Source organism: Saccharothrix variisporea, from assembly GCF_003634995.1.
GTDB lineage: Bacteria > Actinomycetota > Actinomycetes > Mycobacteriales > Pseudonocardiaceae > Actinosynnema > Actinosynnema variisporeum.
In genome coordinates, this window is record NZ_RBXR01000001.1 from 3,115,537 (window position 1) to 3,141,430 (window position 25,894).

Below are 25,894 nucleotides of genomic sequence, written 5' to 3' on the forward strand. Positions count from 1 at the left end.
CCCTCCAACAAGGTTCAGGTGGCGTCGAGGTCGACGAACGTGGTGGTGGTGTGGTCGTCGGGGTCGTGGTGGGTGGCGAGTTCGGCGGGGTCGCTGGTGACCAGGTCGTGCTCGGTCGGTGAGGCGATGGCCTGGAACGCGACGCGTTGCGTCCCCGCCGACAGCAAGCCTTGGCCGCGGTCGGCGGACAGCAGGAACGCGCGTTCGCCGGCGGAAAGGTCGAAGGTGCGGGTGATCTCGTCGATGGTTTGGGAGGCTTGGCGGAGCAGGATCTGGGTGGCGGCGTTGGCGACGACGGCCTTGCCCAGGTCGGTGGCCAGGACGTCGGCGGTGTCCTGGGTGGCGACGGTCAGCCCGGCCCAGTGTTTGCGGGCGGCTTTGGCCATGCGGAACAGGAACTCCGCGCCGGAGCGGTCCTGCATCAGCAGCCACGCCTCGTCCACCACGACCAGCCGCGGGCGGCGGATGGCCGGGTTGGACACGCGCCGCCACACCGTGTCCAGCACCAGCAGGGTGCCGATGGCTTTCAGCTCGTCGGGGAGGTCACGGAGGCTGAACACGACGAGGTGACCTTCGCCGGTGGCGCTGCTGGGCCCGTCGAACAGATGCTTGAACGCGCCGTCGACGAACGGGTGCAGCCGCGCGGCCAGGCTCTGCGCGGTCTGGTCACCGCGGGCGAGGTGGTCGCGCAGGGTTCGCAGGGTGGGTGAGGGTCGAGTCCAGGTGCGCGGGTCGGCGGTGATACCCACGCTTTGGTAGGTCGCCGCGATCGCCCGGTCCAGCGCGGCCCGCTCGGCGGCTTGCGGTGGTGTGCCGAGTAGGACGGCGATGACGGTGTGCAGGAACAGCGACCGGCGGACGAGGGCGTCCTTGGGGGCGGTGCGGTGGCCGTCGGTACGGGTGTGGATGGGCAGGTCGAACGGGTTGAGCCGCACCCCCGTCGCGCCGAGCCGGACGTGGGTCCCGCCGACGGCGCCGGCGAGCCGGGAGTACTCGTCCTCGGGGTCGACCACGGCCACCTCGACGCCCCGGTACAGCGAGCGCAGCAGTTCCAGCTTGACCAGGTAGGACTTTCCGGAGCCGGATCGGCCGAGGATGACGCTGTTGTGGTTGTGCATCCCGTCGCCGAACCGGTCCCAGTGCACCAAGCCCTGCGAGCCGATGTTGTAGCCGTACAGCACGCCAGAGGGGGCGGCGACACTGGTCGGGTCGGGCGCGGGCAGATCGGGGCTGGTGAACGGGAACGCCGCCGCCAGCGCGGCGGTGTCGAAGGTGCGGCGCATGCCGATCAGGTCCAGCCCCATCGGCAGCGTGGAGACCCAGCCCTGCAAGGACCGGTAGGTGGTGTGCTTGGCGTCCAACAACAGCGAGGCGCACAGCGACCGCACCGCCGCCACCTCGTCGGCAAGCGTTTGCGCCGCACCGGCGTGGACGGTCAGGTACAGGCCGACCCTAAACAGCTTGCCCTCACCGCGCGCGACCCGGGAGGACAGGTCGTAGGCGTCCTCGGTCGCGGCTTCCACCCGCGGGTCCGACAGCCGACCGTGTTCGGCGGTCTGGCGACGCCCGGACTCCAGCTTGGCCAACTGCTTGCGCAGCCTCGCGGCGGCGACGGTCGGGTCGATCGGCTCGACGTGCAGCGCCACGTCCAGCCTGCCCGGGTAGGTCAGCAGCGGCGACAGCCAACCGGCGTGGACTTCGCGCGGGAAGCCGACCACGGCGAACGAGGCGACCCAGTCACCGCCGACCTCCAGGTGCCGAGCGCCCACCGACAGGGCGTCGGGCGTGAACGCGGCGGCCCCGGACGCGGCTCGGCTGTGGGTTCCCATCACCACTGCCCGCCCTCGGCGCTCGTGTCGTCGCTGTCGTGGCTGGAGGTGATGACCTCGTCCGCTGCGGCGAGTGCGGCGGAGGGCGGCAGCAGGCTGTCGGGGTTGCACGCCGACGCCAGCACCGCGGTGGCTTGTGCGGCATCCAGCGGGGTCACCGCGATCCCGGCCGGGGCGAGCAGGTCGATCGCCTCGCCGAGCCGGCGGACCAGCCTGGATTCGGCTGCCCGTCGCGCGGCCTCGCCGACCATGGTGTCGGCCCGGCCGCGACGTCTGCCGACGAGCGCGGTCAGCATGGCCAGCGGGCCGGGTCCGCCGAGGCCGTCGGTCGGCACGGTGGTGTCCCAGGGTTCGCGCAGCACCAGCAGGACCTGGCGGCGCAGCAGCTGGGACTGGCGGGCGAGTTGGGCGAGGTAGTCGGCGTGCTCGGTGGCGGCGGCTTCCAGCGCGGGGTGCGGCAGCCCGCCCGCGCGGTCGCGCAACTCCGCGATCTGCGCGGTCAAGTCCAGGCGTTCGGTGCGCACCAGCACCTGGACGGGAGCGGTAAGGCCGTGCAGGTAGCGGCCGAACGCGGCCACAAGCGCTTCCTGCTCGTTCGGCGTGCGCAGCGCGAAGTTCACCGTGCCCGCGACCGCCACGACCGCCAACCCGTCCACGCCCAGGTCGATGACCCCGGTGTCGGTGACCGCTTCCGCAGGCAACCGCAGCGCCGAGGGCGACACCTGCTCAGGACGTCGCGCGTCTGCGTCGGAGTCGTGTGCCTTGGCGGCCAGCCACGCCGGCGCGGGTTGCACGCCCTCGGGTGCGGCGACGTGGTGTCGCGGTGCCAGGCGTTGGCGGATCGCGGCGAGCATCAGCTTGTCCATCGGGACGCCGTCACGCCTGCCCAGCGCGAGCATCACGCAGGCCGCCGCGACCGGGACGGCGAAGGCCAGGAACACCGGTGTCGGCACGATCGCGGCGGTGGCCGCCCACACCAGGTACAACACCGCGCCGGCGGCGGCGAGGATGGCGAGTTGGCGGGCGGTCAGCGGACCGAGCACCCGGTCGTGCATGTCGACATCGGCGGGGATCCTCACCGGCTGACTCATGACTTCTCGCCCTCTCGACGCGGTTGGGGTGCGCGGAACAGCGGCGGCGGCACCGATGGCGTGCGCCGGTACGCGTCACCGCGACGCGGTTCCGGTTGTGCCTGCCGGAACACCGGTGCCTCCGGTGCGCTGGTCCGTGCTGGCGGTGACGGTTGCGGCGGTTCCGGGGCTGCGGGTTGGAACCGCAGTTGCGGCGGGACCGACGGCACACGCATCGGCCGGTCCGGCGGCGGCGCACCGTGGCGGCGTGGACCTCCCGGCGACTGGAACCGCGGCGCGGTCCCGGGTCGTGGTCCTCGGCGGGTCCGGGAACGCGGCGCGTCGGGTGCCGGCGCGGAGCTGAACTCCGGTGTCGTCGGCACTGGCACCGCCGGCGTCACCGCCGGGTCGTGCACGGGTTGCTGGGGTTGCGGCTGGAGGAACCGCAGCTGCTGCGACGGAAGCCGTGTCCGCCGGGCCGCGCGCAGGCGCTCGGCGTCGTAGGCGTCTTTCAACCGCCGGGCCACCACCGCCGCCGTCGGGGCGAACATCGGGGCGGTCGACGGCCAGGGCGGATCCGCCCGTTCGCCGGCAACGGTTCTGGACGCGGCCGGACGAGGCTGTAGCTTGTGGCCCTTGCCGCTCGCCCGTGCTCCGGCGAACAGGCCGAACAGTCGGTAGGCGATGACGCTGCGCGCCAGCGAGCCGACCATCGAGCGGCCACCGCCGCCGCGTGCCGAGGACAACATCCAGAACGGGATGCGGAACAGGATGTAGACCAACGCCAACCCGACGAGCATGTTCACCAACCCCGAGGTGGTCGGCCCGAAGATGGTGAACCCGCCGGGTGCGAGGAACACCCGCGCGGCGGCGATCAGAGCCAGGCTCTGCGCGACCTGGATGCCCAGGCAACCCCCGTACACCCGCCACCACCAGTAGGCGATCGCCTCGGTCTGCGGCAGCGCGTGGAACATCAGCCCCAACGGCGCCCCGGCGACCAAGACGATCGTCACCGCCTCGCGCACCACGTCCGACACGACCAGCGCCGCCAGCATCGCGGCCAGCACGACCCCGACCAGCAGGACGAAGAGTCCACCCGACTGGGTCGAGCTGACGACCATCGCGCGCAACTGCTCGGCCGCGCTCGTGGCGTCGACACCGCCGCCCATGATCGAGGCCACGGCGGCGTTGGCGATCTGCACGCCCTTGGTCGCCACCCACAACGACAACCCGCCCGCCACGAACCCCACCACCAGCCGCGGCACCATCTCCTTGACCGAGTGCCGGGTCTGCAACGTCTCGTGGCTCATCACGATTACGCCCGCGACCAGCACCAGCAGGCTGTAGGTGACCAGCAGGATCTGCCAGGAGTTGTCCCACAGCTCGACCAGCCTGGGCAGCGAGTCCGGCACCGTCGTCGTGAGCAGCGTCCGCGCCACCAGGTCCAGCAACGGGTTGAGCGCGTCGGTCACCACACGGCGGAAGAACCCGTCGACCGCCTCGCTCATGCACGCGGCGATATCGGTGAAGCCGCAGTTGTGGTGCGGCAGTTGAGGCGGCTGCACCGGGACAGGTGTTGTCGTGGGTGACGCGGTGGATGTGCCCGGCCGGGGGATGCAGCCCTCGCCGCCACACGGCGGCCTGACCGGAGTGGACAGTGTCGGCGTCGGCACCGAACACGCCGGCAACAACGAGCCCGGCTCACACGGCTGTCCCGTCGGCAGCGGCAACGGCTGCGCGACGAGAACCGACCGGTCCGGTACAGGAGCCGAACCCGCAGCCGCGACGAGGCCGCCGCCCAAGGCCACGAGCATGCCGACCGCGAGTGCGGTCAGCCTGGTTGACCGGTTCATGGCGTCAGCCCCCGACGATGCCCTTGAGCACCGACACGACCACCGGGGCGAGCATCGCCAGCGTGTAGCCGATGGCCGCGGCCTTGAACGCCTCCTTGGCCTTCTCCTGCTCGCTCGGGTCACCGCCACCGAACACACGGCGCACACCGCCGATGGTCAGGAACACCGTCGCCAACAACGCGAGGATGCCCATCAACCAGTTGCGGATGTTCGTCAACACCTGCTCGACACTGTCCACGACGGCCAGCACGACCGTGTCCGCCTGCGCCGTGGCCGTGCCCAACACCCACGCCACCACGACCAGCTCGGCGAACAACACAGCCCTGCCACAGCGAGCGAACCCGACAGAGGTCCGATGTGTACAGCGCGTGCCCTGTGGGCGAGCGTGTCCCGAGGGTCGGGCGTGGGCGTGACGGCGGAGTGGATTTCGGGTCAGGCGCATCGCGGCACTCCCGGGTTCGAGCCCGACGACCGCTGCGGCAGGCCGGGCGAGTCGGTGGTGGTGTGCGCGGGTGCGGCCGGTGCGCTCCCGCACCCCTGAACTCCGGAATCCCGCCCGCGCGGGGACACCCGGCGCCGCTTCTCCCCCACCGCCCGAAGCGCGGGCGTCGCGCTGTTGAGGAGCACCGTGTCCGCGACCCGGGTCACCACGTCGTCCTCACGCGACACCGCATCACCGCGCAGATACGCGACGAGTCGACGCTCCGCACGTTGACGCGCCTTCTTCGCCGCCTCGTACGACAACCCGCACGCGAGCGCCGCGTCCGCCAGCGGCACACCCTCCAACCGGGTCGCGCCGATCAGCTCCGCCTCCGCCGCGGTGACCGCCCGCTCGGCGACCGCACGCGCGAGCACGAAGTCCGGATGCCCCCACGGCGGTGGCGGCGTCGCCGACCCGAACCCGTGCCCCGACGGCACCGGCGCGTCCAACGCCTCCCGCAACGCCGTATGCCCGGCCCGGTAGGCCGCCCACCGCAACCGCAACATGATGCGCGGCCGACGCAGTTCGATCTCGCCGAGTTCGGCGACGAACCCGGCCAACACCGCGGCGTGAATGTCGCTCGGGTCCGCGGCGAACCGCGCGGTCAACGTCGCGGCGATGGACGTCAACGCCGGCAACCCCACCCCGACCGCACCCACCACCCACACCGCGCCCTCGGTGCGCGTCAGCAGCACCAGGTGCGACCACACCGCGTCCCGCAACGCCTGCGGACACCGCCGGCGCAGCAACCGGTCACGCGCCTCCGACAACGGCACCCGCCGCGCCGGGAACCCTGGGAACAAGCAGCCGTCCACCGACAACGGATGCGGACCCGCAACCAACCACTCGAACGCCGACCGGGCGACGTCCAACGGCATCGAACCCCGCGCCAAACCAGAACGTGGAACAGCGTCACGCGAACTCATCTGAACCCCCGGAAAAGGGTCGGAACAACGACCCGCCCAGGACGCCACACCACCTGGTACCAACCACTCACCAAACAAGTACCGAACTATCACCAAACAGGTACCGACGACCCACATAAACCTTTCCGAAGCTCACCGGCCGAGCCGACCACACGACCGCGACCGCCTCCAGAGCAGCCCCGCTAGCTGCTGTTATGGCCAGCGGTACTAGCCCGGTACCACTTCGTTCACGCCTCATCCGCAGGTTCACGCCAGGCACTCAAAGAATTTCTTCGACACCCGCGAGGTGGGCAGTGGAAACAGCGCCATTGCCTGTCCCCCACCAGCCGGTATTTCGGAGTTCAGGGGTGTCATCGCGCTCGCATCGACGGGCGCAACCCACCTGGCGAAGGGGACATCCCGTGACCCAGCCCGAACACCCTGGTCGCCGCTCACCTCGACGACGCGACGACTCCACCGACCCGGCTCGCACCCGCCCCGCCCGGCGCCTGACGGTGGAACGTCGAGCCTGGCCGACCGCACCCACCACCACGCGCGTCAGCCCCGCCAAGCGGCCCACCACGCCCGCCGACAGGCAGCCGAGCGCCACCGCCAAGAGCCCCATCCCGGCGACCGTGTGGACCGCCGGGCACCACCCCATCGACCTCGACGCCACGTGGCCCACCGCGCTGGTCGAGAAGCTCGTCACCGCGTTCAGCCAACCCGCCGCGAAGGTCGTCCTGCTCGCCCACCCCCACACGACCACACACGACGCGGCCTTGGACGGCGTCATCGACCACGCGCCCGGTATGCCGCCGGACCCCGAGTTGGCCGACGCGCTACACACCATCGAACACCTCGGCCGCACCGCCCAACTGCGGCACATCCCCGACACGACACCCACGCACCAACCACGTCGCCTGCGGTCGGTCGACACCGCCGCACAGCCCCGGTTCACCGCACCCGGCATCGGAACCAACGTAGCCACCGACGGCTCACACGACGCGGACCTCGTCATCGCGTCCCTACGTCCCGAACACTCCGGCGAGCAGTCCGCAGACCTCGTCGCCGCACTCGCCACACACCTGCTCCGTGTCGGCGGCATCCTCGCCGTCCTCACCCACTGCGACTGGGCACCCGGGGAACTGACCGACCCGACCGGCGCGGTGGTGGCCGCCGGACAGAACGCCGACCTGCTCTACCTCCAACACATCGTCGCCCTGCACACACCCCTGCACAATGGCGAGTTCCACCCCGCCCATCACAACGACAACGACGCCGCAGCACGCGCACACCACCGCGCGCAGGTCCGCGGCCTACCCGCACCGCACCTGCGCATCCACTCCGACGTCCTGGTCTTCGCCCAACCCCACGACCACCGGCCACCACCGCTCACCGCACCGACACACCAGCGGGCGCTCGACGGAGACATCCGATGAACGCCGCGCCGCACACCCCCGGCCCCGACGACGTCCCCGTGTCGGTGTGGACCACCGCCCAGTCCTCCCCCGCCGCGCAGCGCAAGAACAAGTACACGCCCGAGTCCACCGCGCACCCGGCGAAGATGCTCCCCGAGATCGTGCGCCACGCCGTCACCCACTACACCAAACCCGGCGACCTGGTGCTCGACCCGATGTGCGGCATCGGCACCACCCTCGTCGAAGCCGTCCGTCTGGGCCGCCGCGCCCTCGGCGTCGAATACGAACCCCACTGGGTCCAGGTCACCCAGGCCAACCTCGACCTCGCCCGCCACCAAGGCCACGACGCCGACGCACAGGTGTTCCAGGGTGACGCACGCCAACTACTCACCCTGCTCCCCGCCCGCTACGTCGGCCAGGTCGCGCTCGTCGTCACCTCGCCGCCCTACGGGCCCTCCACCCACGGCCAGGTCGCGGTCGCACCCGGCGAGGGGGTGCAGAAGTACCACCACCTCTACGGCAACACCCTCGACCGCGGCAACCTCGCCAACATCGGCCACCACCGACTCCTGGCCGGCTTCACCCGCATCCTCACCGCCCTACGCACCTTCCTGCGCCCCGGCGGGCACGTCGCCATCACCATCCGCCCCTGGCGCGAACACGCCGAACTCATCGACCTCCCCGCCCAGATCCTCGCCTGCGGACGCGCCGCCGGACTCATCCCCGTCGAACGCAACGTCGCCCTGCTCGCCCGCGCCAACGACACAGACCTCGTCGCGCGCGGCAGCTTCTTCCAACGCGACTTCATCCGCAAACAACGCGACGCCGGGCTCCCCCTACACCTCATCGCCCACGAAGACGTCCTCGTCTTCCGCGCACCCCTACACCCCACCCCGAACACCCACGCAGCAGCGCACCGCCACCGCACCGTCCAGCCAGCACTCCAAGGACTGGCGGCATGACCACCACCGACGCCCCTGTCATCGGCTCGCTGTGCACCGGCTACGGCGGCCTGGACCTCGGCGTCCTTGCCGCACTCGGCGGCGGCCGGATCGCATGGGTCTCCGACAACGACCCCCACATCGCGCAACTCCTCGCCGCCTGCATGCCGGACGTGCCGAACCTGGGCGATCTGCGGCACGTCGACTGGCGTGCGGTCGAGCCGGTCGACGTGCTCGTCGCCGGGTTCCCCTGCCAGGACATCTCCGCCGCCGGGAAACGCGCGGGCATCGAGAAAGGCACCCGCAGTGGCCTCTGGACCGACATCGTGGCCGGCCTTCGCCTACTACGACCGACACTCGTCGTGCTGGAGAACGTCGCCGCGCTCCGCTGGCGCAACGGCGGACTCCACCGCGTACTCGGCGACCTGGCCCAAGCAGGGTATGACGCGCTCTGGCGTAGCGTCCGCGCCTCCGACATCGGAGCGGCCCACCGCCGCGAACGGGTGTTCCTGCTCGCCTGGCGCCGCGCCCTGCGAACCCTCGCCGCTGCTGCCCACCCCGATGGGCAGCTACTCCGGGCGCACCCCCGACCACTACCTCACCCAGCGCCCCAACGGATCCGGCGCACGACGACGCCTGATCAACGACCTCGCGGTGCTGGCGGCAACGATTCCCCTCCTGCCCACCCCACGAGCCTCCGACACCGGATCAGCAGGCCGCAAAGCCGGACCGGGCTTCCGCCCGCCGCTGTCGCAACAGGTGCTCCCGCTCGTGACGCCGCAAACGTTGCTGCCCACCCCACGCGCGACGGACGGCACCAAGGGATGCCCCGCGCAACGCGGGAGCAAGGGCGACCTGATGCTCCCCTCGGCCATCATCCGACGCCTCACTCCGACCGAAGGCCAAGCGGCAGATACCACCTCGTAGCCGTCCCCGGCCCGACCGGCGACTCGACTGCCAGCCACACCACCGGACCCGCGTCCGAGACGGTGGACTGGGGTGTCTACGAGACCGCGGTCCGCCGCTGGGAAGCAGTCCTCGGCCGCCCGGCGCCACACCCCACCCAGCCCGGCAGCCACGGCCGCCCAGTGCTCGCACCCACCTTCGTCGAACACCTCATGGGGCTCCCTTCTGGGTGGGTCACCGACCTCCCGCTACCCCGCACCGCACAACTACGCGCACTGGGCAACGGCGTAGTCCCCCAGCAAGCCGCCCACGCCGTATCGCTCCTGCTGGACGACCTCGACGAACTCCTCAAATCCCACCGGCACCACGGCGAGGAGGTGCTCGCAGCATGACCACACAACACCCGGCACAACCTGATCGCGGCCCCGCCCTGCGACTGCTCTCGCTGGGCGCCGGAGTGCAGAGCACCACCGTGCTGCTGCTGGCCTGCGAAGGCGAGATCCCGCGCTTCGACTACGCCCTGTTCGCAGATACAGGCTGGGAACCGCGAGCTGTCTACGCCCACCTCGAACGCCTCCGCGCCCACGCCGCCAAAGCAGGCATCCCCGTACGCCGCGTCACCGCCGGCGACATCCGCGCCGACGCCCTCAACCCGAAGCACCGCTTCGTCTCCATGCCCCTGCACACCCTCAACCCCGACGGCAGCCGCGGCCTCGCCCGCCGCCAATGCACCAGCGAATACAAGATCAACCCACTCAAGAAAGCCGCCCGCGAACTCCTCGGCTACCCCCACCCCCGCCCCGTCCCGAAAGGCGTCTACGCCGAGCAGGCCATCGGCATCAGCACCGACGAAATCGGCCGCGCCAAAGACTCCGGACTGCGGTTCCTGCGCAACGTCTTCCCCTTGCTCGACCTAGGCTTCGACCGCACCGCGTGCGTCGACTACCTGACAGAGCACGGCTTCGCCGCGACGGTGAAGTCCGCCTGCGTCGGCTGTCCCTTCCACGGCAACACAGGCTGGCGCTGGATCCGCGACCACGACCCCGACGGCTGGGCCGAAGCCGTCGCCTTCGACCACGCCATCCGCAACGGCCACCCCCGCGCCACCACCCACGGCCAACCCCTACGCGGCCAGTACTACCTCCACCGCTCCTGCGTCCCCCTCGACCAAGCCGACCTCGACCCACCCACCCGACAACGCCACCTGAACCTCGCCACCACCCACGAAGACGACGACACCGACGGCTGCTCCCCCTGGTCCTGCCGCTCCGGCACACCCGCTCCCGACACCGAGGAGCGAGCAGCATGACGACGACCCGCCTCCCAGCCACCGCACGATCTCGCCGCACAGTTGCGGTGCTCGCGATGGCCGCGTACCTGGGCTGTGTCCTGGCCACGAACTGGGCTTCAATCCACTGGCCGCCCCTCAATGTCTACGGCCTTCTCATACCGGCGGGCACGATGTTTGCCGGAACCACCCTCGCGCTGCGCGACCTGGTCCACGAACACCTCGGCATGCCCGGCGTCGCCGGCGGTCTCATCACCGGCGCCGCGCTGTCGGCCGTCCTGGCCACGCCCCGTATCGCACTCGCCAGCGTCGCGGCGTTCACCCTGTCCGAACTTCTCGACACCGCCGTCTACGCACGGCTCCGCAGGCATTGCCGGGCGACCGCCCTGATCGCGTCGAACCTCGCCGGACTGACCGTCGACAGCGCGGTGTTCGTGCCGGTCGCTTTCGGCAGCCTCACCGCACTGCCCGGCCAGCTCGTGGGCAAGGCAGCTGCCACCCTGCTCGCCCTCGCCGCCGTCCACGCCGCCCGGCGCGCGAGACGACGATGAAGCTCTACCTCGGCACCCACCAACCATCCTGGCTCGGCCGTAACCTCGGCATCCCCCTGCTCGTCTCCCACCGCCGCCTCATCGGGCGCCGCACCTTCCCCCGCGCCACCCACCCCTGGGCACTGGACTCCGGCGGCTTCACCGAACTCTCCCTCCACGGCCACTGGCAAACCGACGCCGCCACCTACGCCCGAGCCGTCCGCCGCTATGCCACCGAAATCGGCAACCTCGACTGGGCCGCACCCCAGGACTGGATGTGCGAACCCCACGTCCGCGCCCGCACCGGCCTCACCGTCCGCGCCCACCAACACCACACCGTCACCAACTACCGACAACTCCGCGACCTCGCACCAGAACTCCCGATCATCCCCGTCCTACAAGGACAAACCGTCGTCGACTACCACCGCTGCGCCGACCTCTACGAACACCACGGCATCGACCTCGCCGCCCTCCCACTGGTCGGCGTGGGCAGCGTCTGCCGACGCCAACACACCCGCGAAGTCGAACAGATCATGCGGTCCCTCACCGCACGCGGCTACCGACTCCACGGCTTCGGCATCAAACTCACCGGCCTGGCCCGCTACGCCGACACCATCACCAGCTCCGACTCACTGTCCTGGAGCTTCACCGGCCGCTACCAACCCGGCTGCACCCCCACCCACCAAAGCGAAGCCAACTGCCTGCGCTTCGCCCTCAACTGGCACAAGCGCGCCACCCAAACCCTCCCACCACACCACCCCGAAACCCTTGCGAGCGCAGCATGACCACCCCACGCCTCACCCCCGGCCGACTCCGCCCCCGCAACCCACAGCCACCCATCCCCACGCCGAAACCACACGCCGCGCCCACCACCGAGCCACAGACCCAGAAGCCGTCCCCACCCATCGAGCCCGAAGACACCGCCTCCACCGCACCGAACGGCTCCGACGACGAGTCGATCCTCTACACCGCCGAACAGGCAGCCGCCCTGCTCCAAGTCCGGCCGTCCTGGCTACGCCGCCGCGCCGCAGCCCGCGCCGTCCCCTGCCGCTTCCTCGGCAAACACCTCCGCTTCACCCGACAAGACCTCCTCGACATCGCAACAGCCAGCCATCAACCACCACGAGGAAACCGAAGCCCGATAACCCGATCCGGCATCAATCGACGACCCGCTTGACCACCCCGCGAACACAATGCATCCATATGACCGTCAACAACGACACCAACCGAAAGACCTCGACGATGGCATACTCCGAGAAATCCGGGAAAGACTCCTGGCGAGTCCGCTACGAACGCGACGACGGCACACTCGGCTCCGTTTCCGGATTCCCCACCCAGGAAGCCGCCGACGCCGAAGCCGACCGGATCAACACCGAACGCCGCCACGGCCGCCAGTACGACCCCGAGGCCGGACGGACGCAATTCCGCGAGTGGATCGAACCCTGGTTCGACTCCATCGACGTCGCCCCCACCACCCTCGCCCAATACCGCAGCCTGGCCACCAACCACATCATCCCCCGCTGGGCGACCGTGGCGTTCGACGACATCGGCAACCTCGCCGCCCACACCTGGGCCGCCCAACTCCGCGCCCGGGGACTCGCCGACAGCACCGTCAAAACCATCATGAAACTGCTCAACATGATGCTCGCCGACGCCGCCGACGAAGGCATCATCCCCGTCAACCCCATCCGCCCCCGCCGCCGAGGCCGACGCCGCCACCAACGCCGCCCCGAAACCGTCTGGGCCACCCCCGAACAAGTCCTCCGCATCGCCATCCAAGCCGCCACCCTCGCCGGCGAATGGGCCGCGATCCTCATCATCAGCGCCGCCTACACCGGCGCACGCTGGGGCGAACTCCTCGGACTCCAACGCGGCAACATCCACCTCCACGACGGCTGCTTCACCATCGACCCCGACATCGGCGCCCTCCACGAAATCAACGGTCACTTCCAACTAGGCCCACCCAAAACCGCCGAATCCGCCCGCACCATCACCCTCCCGCCCTTCCTCATCGACATGTGGCGCTACGCCCTCACCCTCCACGACCACCCCCACCTCTTCGTCACCACAGAACTCGACCACCCCAGACGCTCCAACTTCTCCCGCCGCGCCATGCGCCCCTCAACCGACGGCAACCACCACCGCCAAGACCCACCCATCCGCGTCCACCCCGTCAAACCCGGCCTGACCTTCCACGGCCTACGCCACAGCCACAACACCTGGCTCATCGCCGACGGCATCCCCGACGTCGGCCGCGCCCGCCGCCTCGGCCACAAACTCCCCGACAAAATCCAAGAAATCTACGCCCACGTCGCACCCGAAATCGAAACCAAAATCCTCAACGTCCTCCAACACCGCTGGACAACCGCACTCACCAACCTCGGAACACTCGACCTCGGCACCCACCACCCCACACCCGGAGGACTCCTCGGCCTACCCGCGGCCTGACCCGCTGAACACAAACGCTGCCGGGGCATTCGGAAATTCAGGACGAGGAGCACCGCCGTGAGCACCGCCGACTACGAACAGGTGTCCGACCCGGGCCACTTCATCGCCGCGATCCCACACCTCCTGGGATTCCACCCCACCGACTCACTCGTACTCGTCGTCACCAACGACGAGACCGGCGTCGTCGCCACCGCCCTCCGGACCGACCTCCCACCAGCCGTCGACGAAGCCGAGTTCGTGGAACACCTGGTCGAAGAAGTGCACCGGGCACCGGCGAACACCGTCCACCTCGTCGCGGTCGCGACAGCCACGACGGAACGCCGACCAGCGGAGCCGCCGTTCAAACCACTCCTGCTCCAGCTTGTCCGGCGACTGCGCGAAGACGACATCACCGTCGGCTCCGTCAACTGGGCCTCCACCATCACCGCGGGCGCACCGTGGCGCACCTACGAGACGGCAGAGCACGGTGTCGTACCCGACCCCAACTCCACCGTGTTCACCGCCAAGTGCACTTACGCCGGTCTGATTACCCACGCGAGCCGCGAAGACATGGCACGAACGGTCGCGCCGCACGCCTCACCGGAGATCCTCCACGTGCGAGCGAAACGCCTCGACCGCCTCCTCCGGGACAACGTCGAGCCGAACCCACACTCGATCTACGACGCAATCACACGCGCCCAGCGCAACCAACTGCACCTCGACGACGACCAGATCATCCAGATGGGCTGGGCCCTCACCTTCCACAGCATCAGGGACAACTTCGTAAGGCTCTGCATCGACAGGAGAGCGCGGGCGGCTCAGCACGTGTGGCTGACCTTGATGCGCGAACTGCCCGCACCGTGGCGCGCCGAACCCGCAGCCCTGTTCGCCATCTGCGCCTACGCACAAGGCGACGGCCCACTCGCCGGAGCCGCCCTGGACAGCGCCCTGGAAAGCAACCCGTCCCGCAACCTGTCCGCCCTGACCAACGGCTTCCTCCGAAACGGCATGGCACCAGACGAGTTCCGCGGGGTTCTCGAACGCCTCCAGGAGCCACCCGGCTACTGATCAGTCAAGTCCCCGGCATGGCTAGGGGCCCGGTATCGGCGAGGGGTGGGTGGGGCGATCTCGATCTGTGCTTCGGTCACCTCGACATTGCCGAGATCGGATGCCAACGCTGTCAGGTCGAGCGGCGCGGTCGACCGGATCGTCACGCTCTTCAGCGCGCTCAGGGCATGCAGGGCTTCCGACGTGCGAGGGTGGTCGAAGTCGAGTCCCTCGCAGCCGGATATCGTGAGGTGCTTGAGGGACCTCGACCATCGCGTGATTCCGGTGAGCCAGGACAACTGGTCGCACCACCCAAGGTTCAAGGTGTGGATGTCGGTCGCGAAGGTCAGATCAGACAGGTCTTCGAGCCCGAACACCTCGGTCAGCTCAAGCTCTTCCAGATGCCGGCCAGGGGCGAGTGCGGCCAACTCGACAGCGCTGACGCCGGCCAAGTGCAGCTTGCTCAGCGGCGTTGCCTGAAGCGGGCCAAGGGTTTCCAGTTCTGGCGCGCTGTGGGCCGGTCAGTTCGGTGTGGTGGACAGCGCCTGGTCGAGCGTGTCGTGCACGGACACGACCCGCGAGGCCGCGGGTGAGCAGTTCCTCGGACAGGCCGATGAACAGCCCGGCGAGGTAGGTCACCAGCACGGTGCCCACGCCGATCGTCGCGTAGTCGGTGCCGGCCGCGCGCAGGACCACGGCGAGCGCGACCACGACGGGGGCGATCCACATCCAGCCGCGCCCGTTGAGCGGCTGCGGCCCGAACAACTCGCCCATCCAGCCCACCGACCGGGCGAACAGCAGCAGGAGCACCGACCCGACGATCACCGGCACCGCGAGCGCGAAGAACACGCTCCGCGGGTTGTCGAACAGGTTCTCCGCGTCGATCATCCCGCCGAACAGCGGGCCGAGGAGCAGACTCACGCCCTGGTAGGCCGCGATGTAGGCGACCGCCAGCAGCAGCGCCTTCCACCACCCGCCGGCGTTCCAGAAACGCTCCCACGCGGTCGAGGTATCCGGTCGGGTCACGAGGGCTCCTTCGGCGGTCCGGTGTTCGTTCGTCGGCCGGTCAGGAGACGGCTTCCCAGGCATCGTAAGAACGTCTCGTGCGATCCGCGCTCGACGGCGCTCCGGTTTGCGGCGAAGACCACCTCACTGGGGGAGGCGTGCCGGACCGGGTTGATCCAGGTCTGCGGCGCCTCAGGGCCGGTCGCTGGTCGTCGGGTCGTGTCGCGCCTGGTCCGGGCGGTCGCTATCGGGCTTGTCGGAGTGAGGGTGGTGTGACGGCCAGCCCGAAGCGGTGCGTTCTCGGTCGGGGTGGGTGTGGTGGTCCGCGCCGAGGTGGAAGGACCTGCCGTCACCGCCGCCGAGGCCCGTGTTCGGGCGGGAGTGGACGGGTGCGGCCAGTTCGAACGAGGTGCTGTGGAACTCCAGGGTGGAGCTGGGGCCGGGGCGGTGTTCGCCCGCCGAGGCCAACCGGAAGGAGGTGCCGTCGAAGCGGGGGACCTCGCCGCCGGGTAGGAAGTTGTCGCCGTCGATCCGGGACAGCCCGCGCGGTGTGTGCAACTGGAACAGGCGCAGGTCGTCGTCGCCACCGAGCGCGGCTTGCGGACGCCGCGCCGCTTCTCGATGCGGCGGATCGCGGCGTAGGTCTCCCGTTGCGCCTTCCACCGGGCGCGCAGCACGACCAGCAAGTCGAGCGCCGTCTCCAGGGTCGCCTCGTCTCGGTCGAACGGCCCGGCCACCAGCTTCAGGTACCGCACCGTCTCCCGGTAGGGCGCGGCCGGAAACGCTCGGATGCACGACCGCAGCGACGAGACCCTGTACCGCAGCGGCACGGTGCGGTCGCCGGCTCGGCGCACATGGCCGGAGAAGCTCACGGCAGGCTCCAGGTAGGCGGAACGCCCACCATTGTCGTTCGGCCCACCGCGCCTCAACCACAGCACCCCTGACACCCGCGCGCACGAGTGGTGAGGCCGGAAGAGCGTGTTGCTGTGAGGTCCACGGCGTCGGTGCGCCCCAGCGGTATTGGCCGGCACCCAGCGGACGCGGTAACAGCCACTCAGTCGGGGAGTTCCAGGTCGAGAATCGCTCGAATTACTGGCGGGCTTGTCGCTATTGGCGGCCAGTCGCCGTTCTGCTCGGAGAGCTTGATCTTACGTGCCGGCCACAGTCCGCAACGGATCGGACGAGGAGTGTCACCGTTCGATCCTGCGCAGTCCCCGGGCGGCCATATCAGTTGAGTTGCGATGTCGCCACGTCCTGCTGCGGCGTTCGGGTTCGCTGCAACATCGCTCGAATGGGGCAGCGCGATCTTCGTCGTCGACAGGTAGAACGGTAGGACGTTCCGTCCGGCGGCTGGAGGCGTGATGGCTCAGGCGAACGCATCGGCCGAGCCACTGCCGCCCAACAAAGTGGCGCCCGGCGATGACAGCGGTGCGCCAACGTCAAGCCGTTTCCGGTATCAGGATGAGATCGCCGCAGCGCATTGTCTGCTGATGGCTCGGCACGGCCGGGTTGCTTCTGTGGTTTGTGAGTGGCACGCCGACTTCGCGGTCGAGTACGTCGACGGGGAGTGGGTGTTGAACTCGGTCAAGCATCACGAGGGGCAAGCGTGGTCGCTTGCCAAGCTGTTCGAGGACGGCGGCCTGGCACTGCTGTTCGACACGTGGATCAAACTGGATCGCTCGGTCAAGGTCGTGTTGTGCACGAATGCCGCGTTGTCCGATTCCGCATCACCCATCTCCGCCAAGCTCATCGGTCAGCTCTGTGGAGATCATCCCGGTGATTCGTTTCTCCAGGTGGAACCGACGGACCAGATCTGCGCGGCGGGGGCGTGGGCGGTGCTGAAGGCGGCGACCAAACAGAAGCTGGACAACGTGGTCGGGGTCGAGGAAGTACCCTCCACCAGGGAGTGGCTGCGTGCCGACGGCCTTCCGCAGGGCATGGTGGAGGCCATCCGGTCGTTCCTCGGCGTGCTGCGGATCAAGAGGTTCCCGTCGCGCGACCACATCCGTGACCACGTCATCCGCCAGTACGTGCAGCCGTTGCTCCAGGACCTGGGCCGCGACATCAGCGTGGCGGACGCTTGTTACGACCGGCTGTTGAACGTGGTGCACCAGGCGAGCCGGGACAACGACGGTCGACCGCTCGATCCGTTCGAGTGGCTCGCCGCGTCGGGCCCGCCGAGTGCCGAGGACAAGCTGGACGAACGGGTACGGCGGCGCACGATCGCACCCGAACAGGTGCTGGAGTGCCTCGCTGTTGCCCACACCTCCGGCGCTCCACTCCTGCCCGCCGGTCGACGCCCGCCACCCGCCCCGGGTGGACGGACCCTGACCCGGAAGTTGTGCGAGGCCAAGGTCGGCGATGACGATCAGCGCCAAGCTCAGCAGTTGCGCGACCTGTGGCACGACTCCTGGCCGAAGATGGCCACCGGATTCCCTCAAGACCTTGAGGTCGAGTACGCCCTGGAACAGGACATCCTGAACTTCGTCCGGTCGTTGAAGTTGCAGTTGGTGGGCGCAGACCACTTCGGGACCCGGTTGATGGCAGCGCTGAACGAAGGGCTCGGGGTGCATCGGTTGAAGGGTCGGCTTGCGCTGCCGTTGCACGATCACCACGTCGTCGGCTTCGCCTATGAACTCAGCGATCGGTGCTATTTCACCTTCCTCGACCCGGGAGAAGCGTCATGACCGGGTCGGAGGGGCCGCCGAGGTCGCCGCAGGAGTTGCGGGCGGCGCAGTTCCAGCGCCGGCTGCGCATGGAGTCGGACTACCACCAGGCGAGGCTGCTGCTCCTGCTGTCCGGCTTCACCGAGCCGCTGGAGTCGTTCACCGGCCTCACCAAGCTGGTCAAGCTCGACTTCCTGCTCCGCTACCCGGCGATGACACGGCGTCTGCTGCCCGAGGACACCCAATGGCCGGACGACAGTCAACCGACGCGAGACGAGATGCTGGCCGTGGAGAGCAGGATGATCAGGTACCGCTACGGCCCGTGGGACGATCGGTACTACCCGATGCTCGGCGCACTGGTGGGACGCGGCCTGCTCGTGTTCACCGGTGGCCGCAGGTTCGCCGCCCGCGTGACCCCGGCGGGACGGCGACTCGCCCGGCAACTGGCCGAGATGCCCGAGTGGCGGACCACCTCAGCCCGCGTGAGCCTGCTCCGGCGGCACTTCGACTTCACCGGGGAGCAGCTCAAAACACTGATCTACGAGCACCTCGACGACGTAGCCGCGCTCCCTCAAGGTGCGGAGATCTGACATGGCCACGACGTTGCGGCTGCTCAAGCTGACCGTCACGACCGCCTCGGCGGAGCGGACTTACAGCTTCGCGGAGGACCTCACGGTCATCACCGGCGCCGTGTCCACCGGCAAGTCCTCGCTGCTCATGTTGATCAAGCACGCGCTCGGTGGCAACGCCGTGCTGACTCCCGCGGTGGTGGACAACGTCCGACACGTGACGCTCGAAGTGGTGGTCGGATCGTCGCTGCTGCGGTTGCGTCGGGAAGTCATGGGCGACCAGGGGCGTGTGCAGCTGCTGGAACTCGGCTCCGATGTGCCTGAACGGATCTTCCCGATCTCGTCCAGGAACCCCGACGAGACCACGTTGTCGCGGTTCCTGTTGTCCGAACTCGGCATCGGCGTGCACAAGGTGCCCAAGAGCCGAAGCCGTCGCACCGGTGACGCGCTCTCCGTCGGCTTCGGTGACGTGTTCTCGTTCTGCTACCTCCAGGCCAGGACCATCGACAGCTCGGCGACCGGGCACCACGATCCGGGACGGGACGCCAAGCGGAAGACCATGTTCGAGATCCTGCTGAACATCGTCGACCCCGAGGTGATCCGCCTCCAGGTCGAACGCAACGCGATCGCGGAGCAGGCCCGCGAGCAGGAGAAGACGTGCGAGGCGATCCGCCGGTTCCTCGAAGCCAACGGCTACGCCGACCGGGACGCACTGCGTGCCGAGCGATGGGATGTGCAGGAGCGGATCCGTCGCGACGAAGCCTCGCTTCGAGGATTGCGCGACGACGTGGACCGGCTGATCGAACGTGACCGCGCCGAACGTGAGCAACTCTCGTTTGTGCTGCGGGACGCCGCGGCGGCTCGGGAGAGGCTCGCTGTCGCCAGGGACACCGTCCAAGCCCGCGAGGCCGCTCTGGCACAACTGCGGCTCGATCTCGCCCGCAGTGAGAAGACGGCGCTCGCCGCCGGCCTGCTCAGCCCGTTCGAGTTCGTGACCTGTCCCCGTTGCCTGCAAAGCCTCACCGGTCGTTCGGTGCAGCACGGACATTGCCTGCTCTGCGACCAGCCCGAACCTTCGGTGCTCGCCCTCGTCGACGACGAGAAGACCGCGGTTCTGCGTGCGCAGCTTGCGGAGACCGAAGAACTCTTGCGCGCGGAGTTGGACCACCTTCGTGTCGCCGAACACAACACCGAGGTCGCCGAAGTTAGGGCCGCGGAGGCACAACGCCGCTACGACCATCTGACCCGCGACGCGGTGTCCCCGCGAGTGCAGGCCGTTGCGGAGGCCAGCGCCGGCCTGGAACGTCTGCGCCAGCGCCTCACCGCCATCGACCAGCGCATGGCCACCTGGAACCGGCTCAGCAAACTGGACGAGGAGGTCGTCCAGCTCAAGCGACGCAAACGGCAACTCGACAAGGACATCAAACAGATGGAGGGCGCGCACGCTCATCGCGAGGAGCGGTTTGACGAGCTGTCCGAGTACTTCGCCGCGGAGGTGGCCCACCTCGGCGTCCGGGTCAACGGCCGCCCGACCGTCAGCCGCGACCGTTACCTGCCCAAGATCGGCGACAGCGACCTCGACACACTGCAAGCCAGTGGCGGTGGCAGCACCACCGCGATCAACGTGGCCTTCTCCCTCGCGCTGCTCAACTACACCGTGCATCACGCGGAAGTGGCGCTACCGAACCTGCTGATCCTCGACTCCCCGCGAAAAGGCATCGGCCGCACCGAACAGGAGGACCGGGACCTCTGGGAAGGCATCTTCAGACGGCTCCAGACATTGGCCGACGCGTTCGGCGGCCGAGCCCAACTGCTCGTGGCCGACAACGACGCCGAACTGGGCGGCGAGAAGGGCTTCGCCGTCATCCGCCTCACCGAAAAGGACTCGGCGGTGCCGGGCGTGCCGAACACCGGTGTCGGGAGCCAGGTCAAGGTCGAAGACCTGGACGACCCGGACGCACAGGCCGACATCGACTCGCAGGCAGGCTAGCGTGGCGCGTCCGGCCCGCCGTGCCGTTCGCCGACAGGAGCCCCGCTTCGCGTCGTGCCCGAACGCCGAACCACACCCGACGTCACACTCCCGCCTGGACCGTCACCTCGGCCACCTCGGTCCGAGCCCATCGCGCCGGTCCCTCAGCCCGAATCGTCGCGACCAGCAGCCGCGATCGGGCCGCACCGATGTGGAGTTTCTTGCGAAGGGTGTCGGCGGAGACCGGTCGGCGATGGATGTTCCAGTAGCGCGGGTCTTCCTCCCGAGCCCGCTCAAGGAGGTGATCGTCGATCACCCTGGGGGTTGGCAGGCTGCGCTTGTCCACCGGATCGTTGCCGGGCTCCACGTCGACTTCGATGGGCTCCAACGATACCGAGGCACCGACAGCCGACTCGTCGGCCGACAGTTTTTGCGCCAGTCTCACGGTGTCGCCAGCCGTGCCGCTCGCCTTGCCCGTGAGACGAACCTGCGCAGGGCCGGGGTGGGTCGCTGTTCCCAGTCGACGGAAGCAGGGATCAGACGCAAAACGCCAGGTCACCGACGCGATGTCCTGGTGTAAATGCGGTGCGTGCCGCACCGCCTACTGGTACCTGCACACCGACCAGTTCCGCTTTGACCGGTTCGGCTCCGGCTCCACCTCCTCCCTCCAGGGGCTGGCGGCTCGGCTCCCCAACCTACCCTTTTTGCCGCTGCCCTCAGTGCCCTCCTCCGGTCCAGGCACCGGTCATGCGCCAGATCTCGTAGTAGTAGAGCCATTCGCTGGTCCAGGGGAGGGTGGTGTGCGCGAGGATCATGTGCGGTTTCCACTCCCACGGGTAGTGCAGGCAGAGCGTGCCGTCGTCGTACACGTGCGGCAGACGCCGCGCTCCGGGGTGCAGGACCAGTTCTGGTTGGAGGACGCTGACAGCGGGACGTTTCCCGAGCCGGTATCGCAGGCGGATCGAGTAAACCCGCGAAGCTGCGGTCGGCTGAAGGTCGATCCGGCACGAGAGGGTGTCGTGCCGGATGCGGCAGGTTGCGCCGGGCATGACCTCGTGGAGCGCGAACGCCTGCTGGGCAAGCGTTCGCGCCTGGCGTTCAGCTCGCACGGGAACCGTAGAAGCCGTGGCGTCCCGACTGGTAACCGGCCGCCGTCGTGAGCAATCCCGTTGCGGGAGCCATCCGGAGCCGGCCGTTGTCGCGCAGCCGTGTCGTGGCCTGTCCCATCCTCTCCACCGACCTGCGCAGCACAGCGGGGTCGAAGGACTGCTCCAGGCGGCGGACCAGGATGTCGAGCCCTTGCCCGGCCGACTTCGCGGCGGTGTCCAGCGTGGTGGTGATGTCCTCCAGCCAGTCCACGAACTTGAGCCTGCGCTCTGGGTAGAAGTTCCACTTGTCGGCGAAGTTCTCTAGCTCGTGCGCGGGGTTGGGCACCCACCACTTGCCGTCGGTCCACTCGATGTGATCCGGGATGCCCGCGACGGCGTTGACCGTGGCGGTGAACAGGTCGGTTTCGCCTTGATACGCGTGGGCGGCCAGGGTGGTGATCAGCACTGACGGTGGCCGGTCGTCAACGTCGTCGGCGAAGTACGTTTGGCAGTGCCACTTGAGGACCTGGACCAGGCGTTGCAGTGTGCTGCGCACCGTCCACTCGGGAACGGAGTCGACGTTCGCCTCCTGTGCCTTTCGTTCGAGGGCGAGTGTCATCTCCAGCGACCTGCTGCGGAACCAGTCGGCGTACCCCTTGGGGTTGCTGTGCTGCCAAGGACGCAGTTGCAGGTCGGTGAGGAGGATCCCGTTCGGGCGGTAGTCCGCGTCCGGGATGGCGGGCACGACGTCGAGGTGGAAGCCGTCGTAGCCCAGGGTCCAGCAGCGGCGCTTCTCGGTGCAGTCGTCCGGCGCGTCGTCTGGTTCCTCGGCCGTCTTGTACGCGCAGTAGTCCGCGAGCATCGCGCCGATGCGGTCCTTGAGTTCTTCCTCGGTGGTGCTTTCCTTCTTGATGTCGTTGTGGCACACCAGGTCGATGTCGTAGTCACCGTCCGGGTCGGGTGGCTTGACGACGGTGCCGATGCGGAACGAGCCCTGGGGGTAGATGGAGAACCTGTCGCCTCCGGCGTCGGCGAGGAAGTTTCCGACGTCCTCGTATCGGGCGACGGCTTGATCACGGACGTGTTCGGGGATGTCGAGTTCCTCGACGGACCCGTTGAGCAGTGTCGAGATGGTCTCTTCGACCGACGTCATGTTCGGGGGATCTCTCTGTGCTGGGGACAGCGCCCGGCAGCCCCACCTATGAGGGCTGATGTGGTGATGGGATCGAGCGCCGATGGCTTCAGATGACGGCACGAAGTGCTTGATGTCCACAGGCCAGCGTGCTTGGTGCACTCGCCGGCTTCGGGGAAGTGGTCAGGATGGCAGGGTGTTCGCCGAGCGGAAGACCGTTCGATGTGGTGCGTTTCGCCCGCTCAACGGGTGCTTATGTCATGGCTTCGTCTCCGTGTCGGGCACGAGTCTTACCAGCTCGTGGCTTCACCACAGGTATATGTACGCAGAGCGCTCCTATCCCTCGCGTCCGCGCGACTTTTTTTGGCCGCGTCGTGCCGCGGCTGCCGCGACCACCTTGCGGGCCGTCGCGACCGGAACGGTCGACCGCGCGAGCCGGGCGTCAGGTGATCCCAGGGAGGAACGTTCGATCAGTTCGTTGATGGATTCACGAGGCTTCATCGCGGTTCCCTTCGGTGCGCAAGCGGTGACGACGGACGACCATCTCGACGGCTTTGGGGGTCATGCTCAACTTCCGCGCGATCTCCGCCTGGGTGAAGTCCATCGCCGTGAGCAGGACGACGCTGCGTGTCCGGTCGTCCGGTAAACCGGCTAGCGCCTGCCGGACGTCGTCCCGAACCAGCGAGGTACCTTCTGGGCCACGGGTCCGGGCGATCCACTGGTCCGCGTCGTCCGGCAGGTCCCTCAGGTGGGCCAGGCGACTCACCACTCCCTTGCGCCAGATCCGGTAGGGGTTGGAAAAGCACCACAGGCACTGGCCGATGAAGAAGGTCTTCAACGACGCGCCGCGGGTGGGATCCCACCTCCCCCGCACCAGGACGTTGTCGCGGAAGTTGCCGAGCGCCGCGATCACGGTGTCGTGCGCGATGTCGACCCTGTCCTCCGCCGACCAGCCACCGTCGGGAAGCGGCGGCAACGCACCGTGCGCACGGGTCTTGACCCGTTCGAAGATCAATCCGTTGTACATCCACGCGTTCAGCACGGCGAGGCCGTAACGGGCCAACTCCTCGGCGAAGCGGTCCCACTCCACGCCGGAGAAGCCCGATGATCTCAGCCGAGCGACCAGGCTGCGGTCGCCCAGGAGTCGGTCGAGGCGCTCCCCGTCGGACCGGTGGTCCGCCAGCCAGTCGATGGGCACCGCCCGAGCCGAAGTTGGCTGGTCAGGCGGCACGCGAGGAGGTTCTACGCGTGGCAATCCGCCCTGCGCCTGTGGCGCTCGGTGCGGCTGCTGGTGCATAGGCGCAAACCTCCGACGGGAAGCTCTCGGAACCAATCCTTCGCGAGAGGGACAACTACCTCTTATGTACGGGCCGGCCGCGAAACCCTCGCGCCCCGGCAGTGATCCGCGTCACATTGTGGTCGCCGGCTTACGACGTGGTCGCCGTGGTGAACAGGTAGTCGTGCAACCCAGGCACCCTGTCGTAGACGTGCAGAGGCGGGTGCACCGAGCGCAACAGGTGGCGGCCGATGATCATGGCCGCCGCCGGTGGCACCGCGGGGAAGATCGGGATGGCGGGCGCGTCCGGGTGGTCGACCTCGATGGTGGACAGCAGGGTGCGCCAGGCGCGGGCGAAGTGGTCCAGTGCCGCTTGGGTGGTGATCAGCTCCGGGGTGGGCAGCGTCGTGGTCGGGCGCAGTTCGTAGATCGTGTGGGTGTCGAGGATGGGTCGTGGGAGGCGGTTGATGTCGACGCTGCCCGAGATCGAGAACATCACCGCGACCTGGGCGCCGTTGCCGCCGTCGCGACGAACGACCGAGGTGAAGTCGACCGGGGTGTCGATCTCGTCCCAGCCCCACACCGTGCGGCCCTCGCGCCGTTTGGGGTAGATGTCGACCCTCAGCATCTTGTCCAACAGGGTGCCCAACAGCACCAGGACCGGGATGCGAGCCAGCGCGAAGACCGAGATGTGGTTGACCACCTCCTTGCGCACCTGCGTGCACAGATGCGCCAAGCGGTCCTCCAAGTGGCTACGCGCTGCCTCCCAGTACGCCGGACTGCTGCTCTGCTCGCCGGGGATGGCCCGCAAGTCGACCTCGAACTCGTCGGCACCCCGCAGGACCCAATCGGGAAACCGGTCACGGGCGAGCAGCGCTGTGGTGACGCTGGCGGACGTCAGCTCGACCGGCCTGCCGTGCAGATTGCCGACCACCCGCAGCACCGTGGTGCGGTTGTCGTGGTCCAAGCCGGTGAGCCTGCGGATGCGCTCCTCGTGCCTGCGTTTCATCGCACGCAGGGTCTCGACGTCGAACACGTCCCAGAGGCTTTGGTGATCGATGACCCGATGCTGGTCATGGCACAACAACATCAGGTTCTCGGCCGAATTGCGCTCTTCGAGCGGCAAGGCATGGTCTCCGCGTGGCGAACCGGCGGCAGTGGACCACCCCACGATGTGCGCGAGCTGCCCAGTCGACACATCCTGCCCGGTCACCGGGTCCGCCAGGAGGTACCGATTGCAGATCGTGCATCGCCCACCGGCGGCAACCCACACTTGCCGCGCCACGCTCTCGGGAACAGCCCGGGACGCACCTCCCGGTCCGACCGCTCTCGTCGCGGCCGGAGCACTACCGACCATCCGCATCACCCTCCGATGGATCGTGATCAGAGCTGTGCGGGGAAGTGTGCAGCATGGGTCTGACAGTTTCGGTCACCTGCCGTCGCCTGCTTCGTACTGAACCAGGACGTATTCAGCTCGGGAGCGATGTGTCGATC

The 25,894-nt window shown here is 68.7% G+C and carries 25 protein-coding genes and 1 pseudogene; 12 read left to right on the forward strand and 14 right to left on the reverse strand.

The annotated features are described in order from the left end of the window. Positions 1–14: 14 nt before the first annotated feature. From DFJ66_RS13540 to DFJ66_RS13560, 5 genes are all read right to left on the reverse strand, one after another. A complete protein-coding gene (locus DFJ66_RS13540; RefSeq protein ID WP_121231122.1) occupies positions 15–1,829 on the reverse strand; it encodes a VirB4 family type IV secretion system protein in 1,815 nt (604 codons plus the stop codon). Continuing rightward, entirely contained in the window at positions 1,829–2,920 is a 1,092-nt protein-coding gene (locus tag DFJ66_RS13545; RefSeq protein WP_121221306.1) for a PrgI family protein, read from the reverse strand. Before DFJ66_RS13545 ends, DFJ66_RS13540 begins: the two co-directional genes overlap by 1 nt. After that, the gene (locus tag DFJ66_RS13550) at positions 2,917–4,407 is read right to left on the reverse strand and encodes a TrbL/VirB6 family protein (protein WP_121221308.1); all 1,491 of its coding nucleotides are present in this window, start codon (positions 4,405–4,407) and stop codon (positions 2,917–2,919) included. Before DFJ66_RS13550 ends, DFJ66_RS13545 begins: the two co-directional genes overlap by 4 nt. Before the next feature lie 349 nt (positions 4,408–4,756). Continuing rightward, entirely contained in the window at positions 4,757–5,071 is a 315-nt protein-coding gene (locus DFJ66_RS13555; protein ID WP_170199381.1) for a hypothetical protein, read from the reverse strand. Positions 5,072–5,184: 113 nt separating this feature from the next. Next, positions 5,185–6,111, reverse strand: coding sequence for a hypothetical protein (locus DFJ66_RS13560; protein WP_246029742.1), 927 nt, complete (start codon positions 6,109–6,111; stop codon positions 5,185–5,187). A 449-nt stretch (positions 6,112–6,560) separates the two neighbouring features. Between DFJ66_RS13560 and DFJ66_RS13565 the strand changes: the two genes are divergently transcribed. The 9 genes from DFJ66_RS13565 (at position 6,561) to DFJ66_RS13605 (ending at position 14,716) form a co-directional block, all read left to right on the forward strand. Further along, the gene (locus DFJ66_RS13565; RefSeq protein ID WP_246029743.1) at positions 6,561–7,577 is read left to right on the forward strand and encodes a hypothetical protein; all 1,017 of its coding nucleotides are present in this window, start codon (positions 6,561–6,563) and stop codon (positions 7,575–7,577) included. Further along, positions 7,574–8,518, forward strand: coding sequence for a TRM11 family SAM-dependent methyltransferase (locus tag DFJ66_RS13570; protein ID WP_121221310.1), 945 nt, complete (start codon positions 7,574–7,576; stop codon positions 8,516–8,518). Before DFJ66_RS13565 ends, DFJ66_RS13570 begins: the two co-directional genes overlap by 4 nt. Further along, a complete protein-coding gene (locus DFJ66_RS13575) occupies positions 8,515–9,795 on the forward strand; it encodes a DNA cytosine methyltransferase (protein WP_121221313.1) in 1,281 nt (426 codons plus the stop codon). Before DFJ66_RS13570 ends, DFJ66_RS13575 begins: the two co-directional genes overlap by 4 nt. 80 nt (positions 9,796–9,875) lie before the next feature. Next, complete coding sequence (locus tag DFJ66_RS13580; RefSeq protein WP_246029744.1) at positions 9,876–10,712, forward strand: adenine nucleotide alpha hydrolase family protein; 837 nt, start codon at positions 9,876–9,878, stop codon at positions 10,710–10,712. Positions 10,713–10,768: 56 nt separating this feature from the next. Further along, the gene (locus tag DFJ66_RS13585; protein WP_246029745.1) at positions 10,769–11,242 is read left to right on the forward strand and encodes a VUT family protein; all 474 of its coding nucleotides are present in this window, start codon (positions 10,769–10,771) and stop codon (positions 11,240–11,242) included. After that, positions 11,239–12,006 (forward strand): deazapurine DNA modification protein DpdA family protein, encoded by a 768-nt coding sequence (locus DFJ66_RS13590; RefSeq protein WP_246029746.1) that lies wholly within the window; start codon positions 11,239–11,241, stop codon positions 12,004–12,006. Before DFJ66_RS13585 ends, DFJ66_RS13590 begins: the two co-directional genes overlap by 4 nt. Further along, on the forward strand, positions 12,003–12,398 hold the full coding sequence (locus DFJ66_RS45450) for a helix-turn-helix domain-containing protein (RefSeq protein WP_397556257.1): 396 nt from the start codon (positions 12,003–12,005) through the stop codon (positions 12,396–12,398). The genes DFJ66_RS13590 and DFJ66_RS45450 overlap by 4 nt, the downstream gene beginning before the upstream one ends. Before the next feature lie 26 nt (positions 12,399–12,424). After that, entirely contained in the window at positions 12,425–13,669 is a 1,245-nt protein-coding gene (locus DFJ66_RS13600) for a tyrosine-type recombinase/integrase (RefSeq protein ID WP_246029747.1), read from the forward strand. An 81-nt stretch (positions 13,670–13,750) separates the two neighbouring features. Then, positions 13,751–14,716, forward strand: coding sequence for a DUF4192 domain-containing protein (locus tag DFJ66_RS13605; protein WP_246030198.1), 966 nt, complete (start codon positions 13,751–13,753; stop codon positions 14,714–14,716). Here DFJ66_RS13605 and DFJ66_RS13610 read toward each other — a convergent pair. The 3 genes from DFJ66_RS13610 to DFJ66_RS13620 all read right to left on the reverse strand — a co-directional run bounded on the left by DFJ66_RS13610 (position 14,710) and on the right by DFJ66_RS13620 (position 16,363). After that, a complete protein-coding gene (locus DFJ66_RS13610) occupies positions 14,710–15,123 on the reverse strand; it encodes a hypothetical protein (protein ID WP_147459264.1) in 414 nt (137 codons plus the stop codon). The genes DFJ66_RS13605 and DFJ66_RS13610 overlap by 7 nt on opposite strands. After that, positions 15,083–15,721, reverse strand: coding sequence for a hypothetical protein (locus tag DFJ66_RS13615; protein WP_121221323.1), 639 nt, complete (start codon positions 15,719–15,721; stop codon positions 15,083–15,085). Before DFJ66_RS13615 ends, DFJ66_RS13610 begins: the two co-directional genes overlap by 41 nt. 171 nt (positions 15,722–15,892) lie before the next feature. Beyond that, the gene (locus DFJ66_RS13620; RefSeq protein WP_147459265.1) at positions 15,893–16,363 is read right to left on the reverse strand and encodes a hypothetical protein; all 471 of its coding nucleotides are present in this window, start codon (positions 16,361–16,363) and stop codon (positions 15,893–15,895) included. A 698-nt stretch (positions 16,364–17,061) separates the two neighbouring features. Here DFJ66_RS13620 and DFJ66_RS13625 point away from each other — a divergent pair. The 3 genes from DFJ66_RS13625 to DFJ66_RS13635 are packed head-to-tail and all read left to right on the forward strand — an operon-like array spanning position 17,062 to position 20,925. Next, positions 17,062–18,387: a dsDNA nuclease domain-containing protein gene (locus DFJ66_RS13625; RefSeq protein WP_147459266.1), complete on the forward strand. Its 1,326-nt coding sequence runs from the start codon at positions 17,062–17,064 to the stop codon at positions 18,385–18,387. Then, positions 18,384–18,956: a hypothetical protein gene (locus tag DFJ66_RS13630; RefSeq protein ID WP_121221329.1), complete on the forward strand. Its 573-nt coding sequence runs from the start codon at positions 18,384–18,386 to the stop codon at positions 18,954–18,956. Before DFJ66_RS13625 ends, DFJ66_RS13630 begins: the two co-directional genes overlap by 4 nt. A gap of 1 nt (position 18,957) precedes the next feature. After that, complete coding sequence (locus DFJ66_RS13635; protein ID WP_121221331.1) at positions 18,958–20,925, forward strand: hypothetical protein; 1,968 nt, start codon at positions 18,958–18,960, stop codon at positions 20,923–20,925. An 82-nt stretch (positions 20,926–21,007) separates the two neighbouring features. Here the strand turns inward: DFJ66_RS13635 and DFJ66_RS43475 are convergent, their stop codons facing one another. The 6 genes and pseudogenes from DFJ66_RS43475 to DFJ66_RS45455 all read right to left on the reverse strand — a co-directional run. Next, a complete protein-coding gene (locus tag DFJ66_RS43475; protein ID WP_211351137.1) occupies positions 21,008–21,502 on the reverse strand; it encodes a hypothetical protein in 495 nt (164 codons plus the stop codon). A 118-nt stretch (positions 21,503–21,620) separates the two neighbouring features. Beyond that, positions 21,621–22,013, reverse strand: a complete 393-nt coding sequence (locus DFJ66_RS13645) for a type II CBASS E2 protein (RefSeq protein ID WP_211351140.1) — start codon at positions 22,011–22,013, stop codon at positions 21,621–21,623. Beyond that, positions 22,003–23,145, reverse strand: coding sequence for a nucleotidyltransferase domain-containing protein (locus DFJ66_RS13650; RefSeq protein WP_121221333.1), 1,143 nt, complete (start codon positions 23,143–23,145; stop codon positions 22,003–22,005). The genes DFJ66_RS13645 and DFJ66_RS13650 overlap by 11 nt, the downstream gene beginning before the upstream one ends. 466 nt (positions 23,146–23,611) lie before the next feature. Further along, positions 23,612–24,214 (reverse strand): RNA polymerase sigma factor, encoded by a 603-nt coding sequence (locus tag DFJ66_RS13655; RefSeq protein WP_147459267.1) that lies wholly within the window; start codon positions 24,212–24,214, stop codon positions 23,612–23,614. Between the two features lie 337 nt (positions 24,215–24,551). Then, positions 24,552–25,409, reverse strand: a complete 858-nt coding sequence (locus tag DFJ66_RS13660; RefSeq protein WP_246029748.1) for an SAVED domain-containing protein — start codon at positions 25,407–25,409, stop codon at positions 24,552–24,554. Positions 25,410–25,463: 54 nt separating this feature from the next. Next, positions 25,464–25,763 (reverse strand): annotated as a pseudogene (locus DFJ66_RS45455) (HNH endonuclease); the annotation flags it as partial. Positions 25,764–25,894 lie beyond the last annotated feature (131 nt).

Bases quoted from the DNA above. Each gene is read 5' to 3' on its own strand.
- DFJ66_RS13560 (WP_246029742.1), bottom strand. From the start codon at position 6,111: ATGCCGTTGGACGTCGCCCGGTCGGCGTTCGAGTGGTTGGTTGCGGGT.
- DFJ66_RS13585 (WP_246029745.1), top strand. From the start codon at position 10,769: ATGGCCGCGTACCTGGGCTGTGTCCTGGCCACGAACTGGGCTTCAATC.
- DFJ66_RS13570 (WP_121221310.1), top strand. From the start codon at position 7,574: ATGAACGCCGCGCCGCACACCCCCGGCCCCGACGACGTCCCCGTGTCG.
- DFJ66_RS13650 (WP_121221333.1), bottom strand. From the start codon at position 23,145: ATGACGTCGGTCGAAGAGACCATCTCGACACTGCTCAACGGGTCCGTC.
- DFJ66_RS13575 (WP_121221313.1), top strand. From the start codon at position 8,515: ATGACCACCACCGACGCCCCTGTCATCGGCTCGCTGTGCACCGGCTAC.
- DFJ66_RS13600 (WP_246029747.1), top strand. From the start codon at position 12,425: ATGACCGTCAACAACGACACCAACCGAAAGACCTCGACGATGGCATAC.
- DFJ66_RS13630 (WP_121221329.1), top strand. From the start codon at position 18,384: ATGACCGGGTCGGAGGGGCCGCCGAGGTCGCCGCAGGAGTTGCGGGCG.
- DFJ66_RS13545 (WP_121221306.1), bottom strand. From the start codon at position 2,920: ATGAGTCAGCCGGTGAGGATCCCCGCCGATGTCGACATGCACGACCGG.
- DFJ66_RS13540 (WP_121231122.1), bottom strand. From the start codon at position 1,829: ATGGGAACCCACAGCCGAGCCGCGTCCGGGGCCGCCGCGTTCACGCCC.
- DFJ66_RS13660 (WP_246029748.1), bottom strand. From the start codon at position 25,409: ATGAAACGCAGGCACGAGGAGCGCATCCGCAGGCTCACCGGCTTGGAC.
- DFJ66_RS13625 (WP_147459266.1), top strand. From the start codon at position 17,062: ATGGCTCAGGCGAACGCATCGGCCGAGCCACTGCCGCCCAACAAAGTG.
- DFJ66_RS13635 (WP_121221331.1), top strand. From the start codon at position 18,958: ATGGCCACGACGTTGCGGCTGCTCAAGCTGACCGTCACGACCGCCTCG.
- DFJ66_RS13550 (WP_121221308.1), bottom strand. From the start codon at position 4,407: ATGAGCGAGGCGGTCGACGGGTTCTTCCGCCGTGTGGTGACCGACGCG.
- DFJ66_RS45450 (WP_397556257.1), top strand. From the start codon at position 12,003: ATGACCACCCCACGCCTCACCCCCGGCCGACTCCGCCCCCGCAACCCA.
- DFJ66_RS13590 (WP_246029746.1), top strand. From the start codon at position 11,239: ATGAAGCTCTACCTCGGCACCCACCAACCATCCTGGCTCGGCCGTAAC.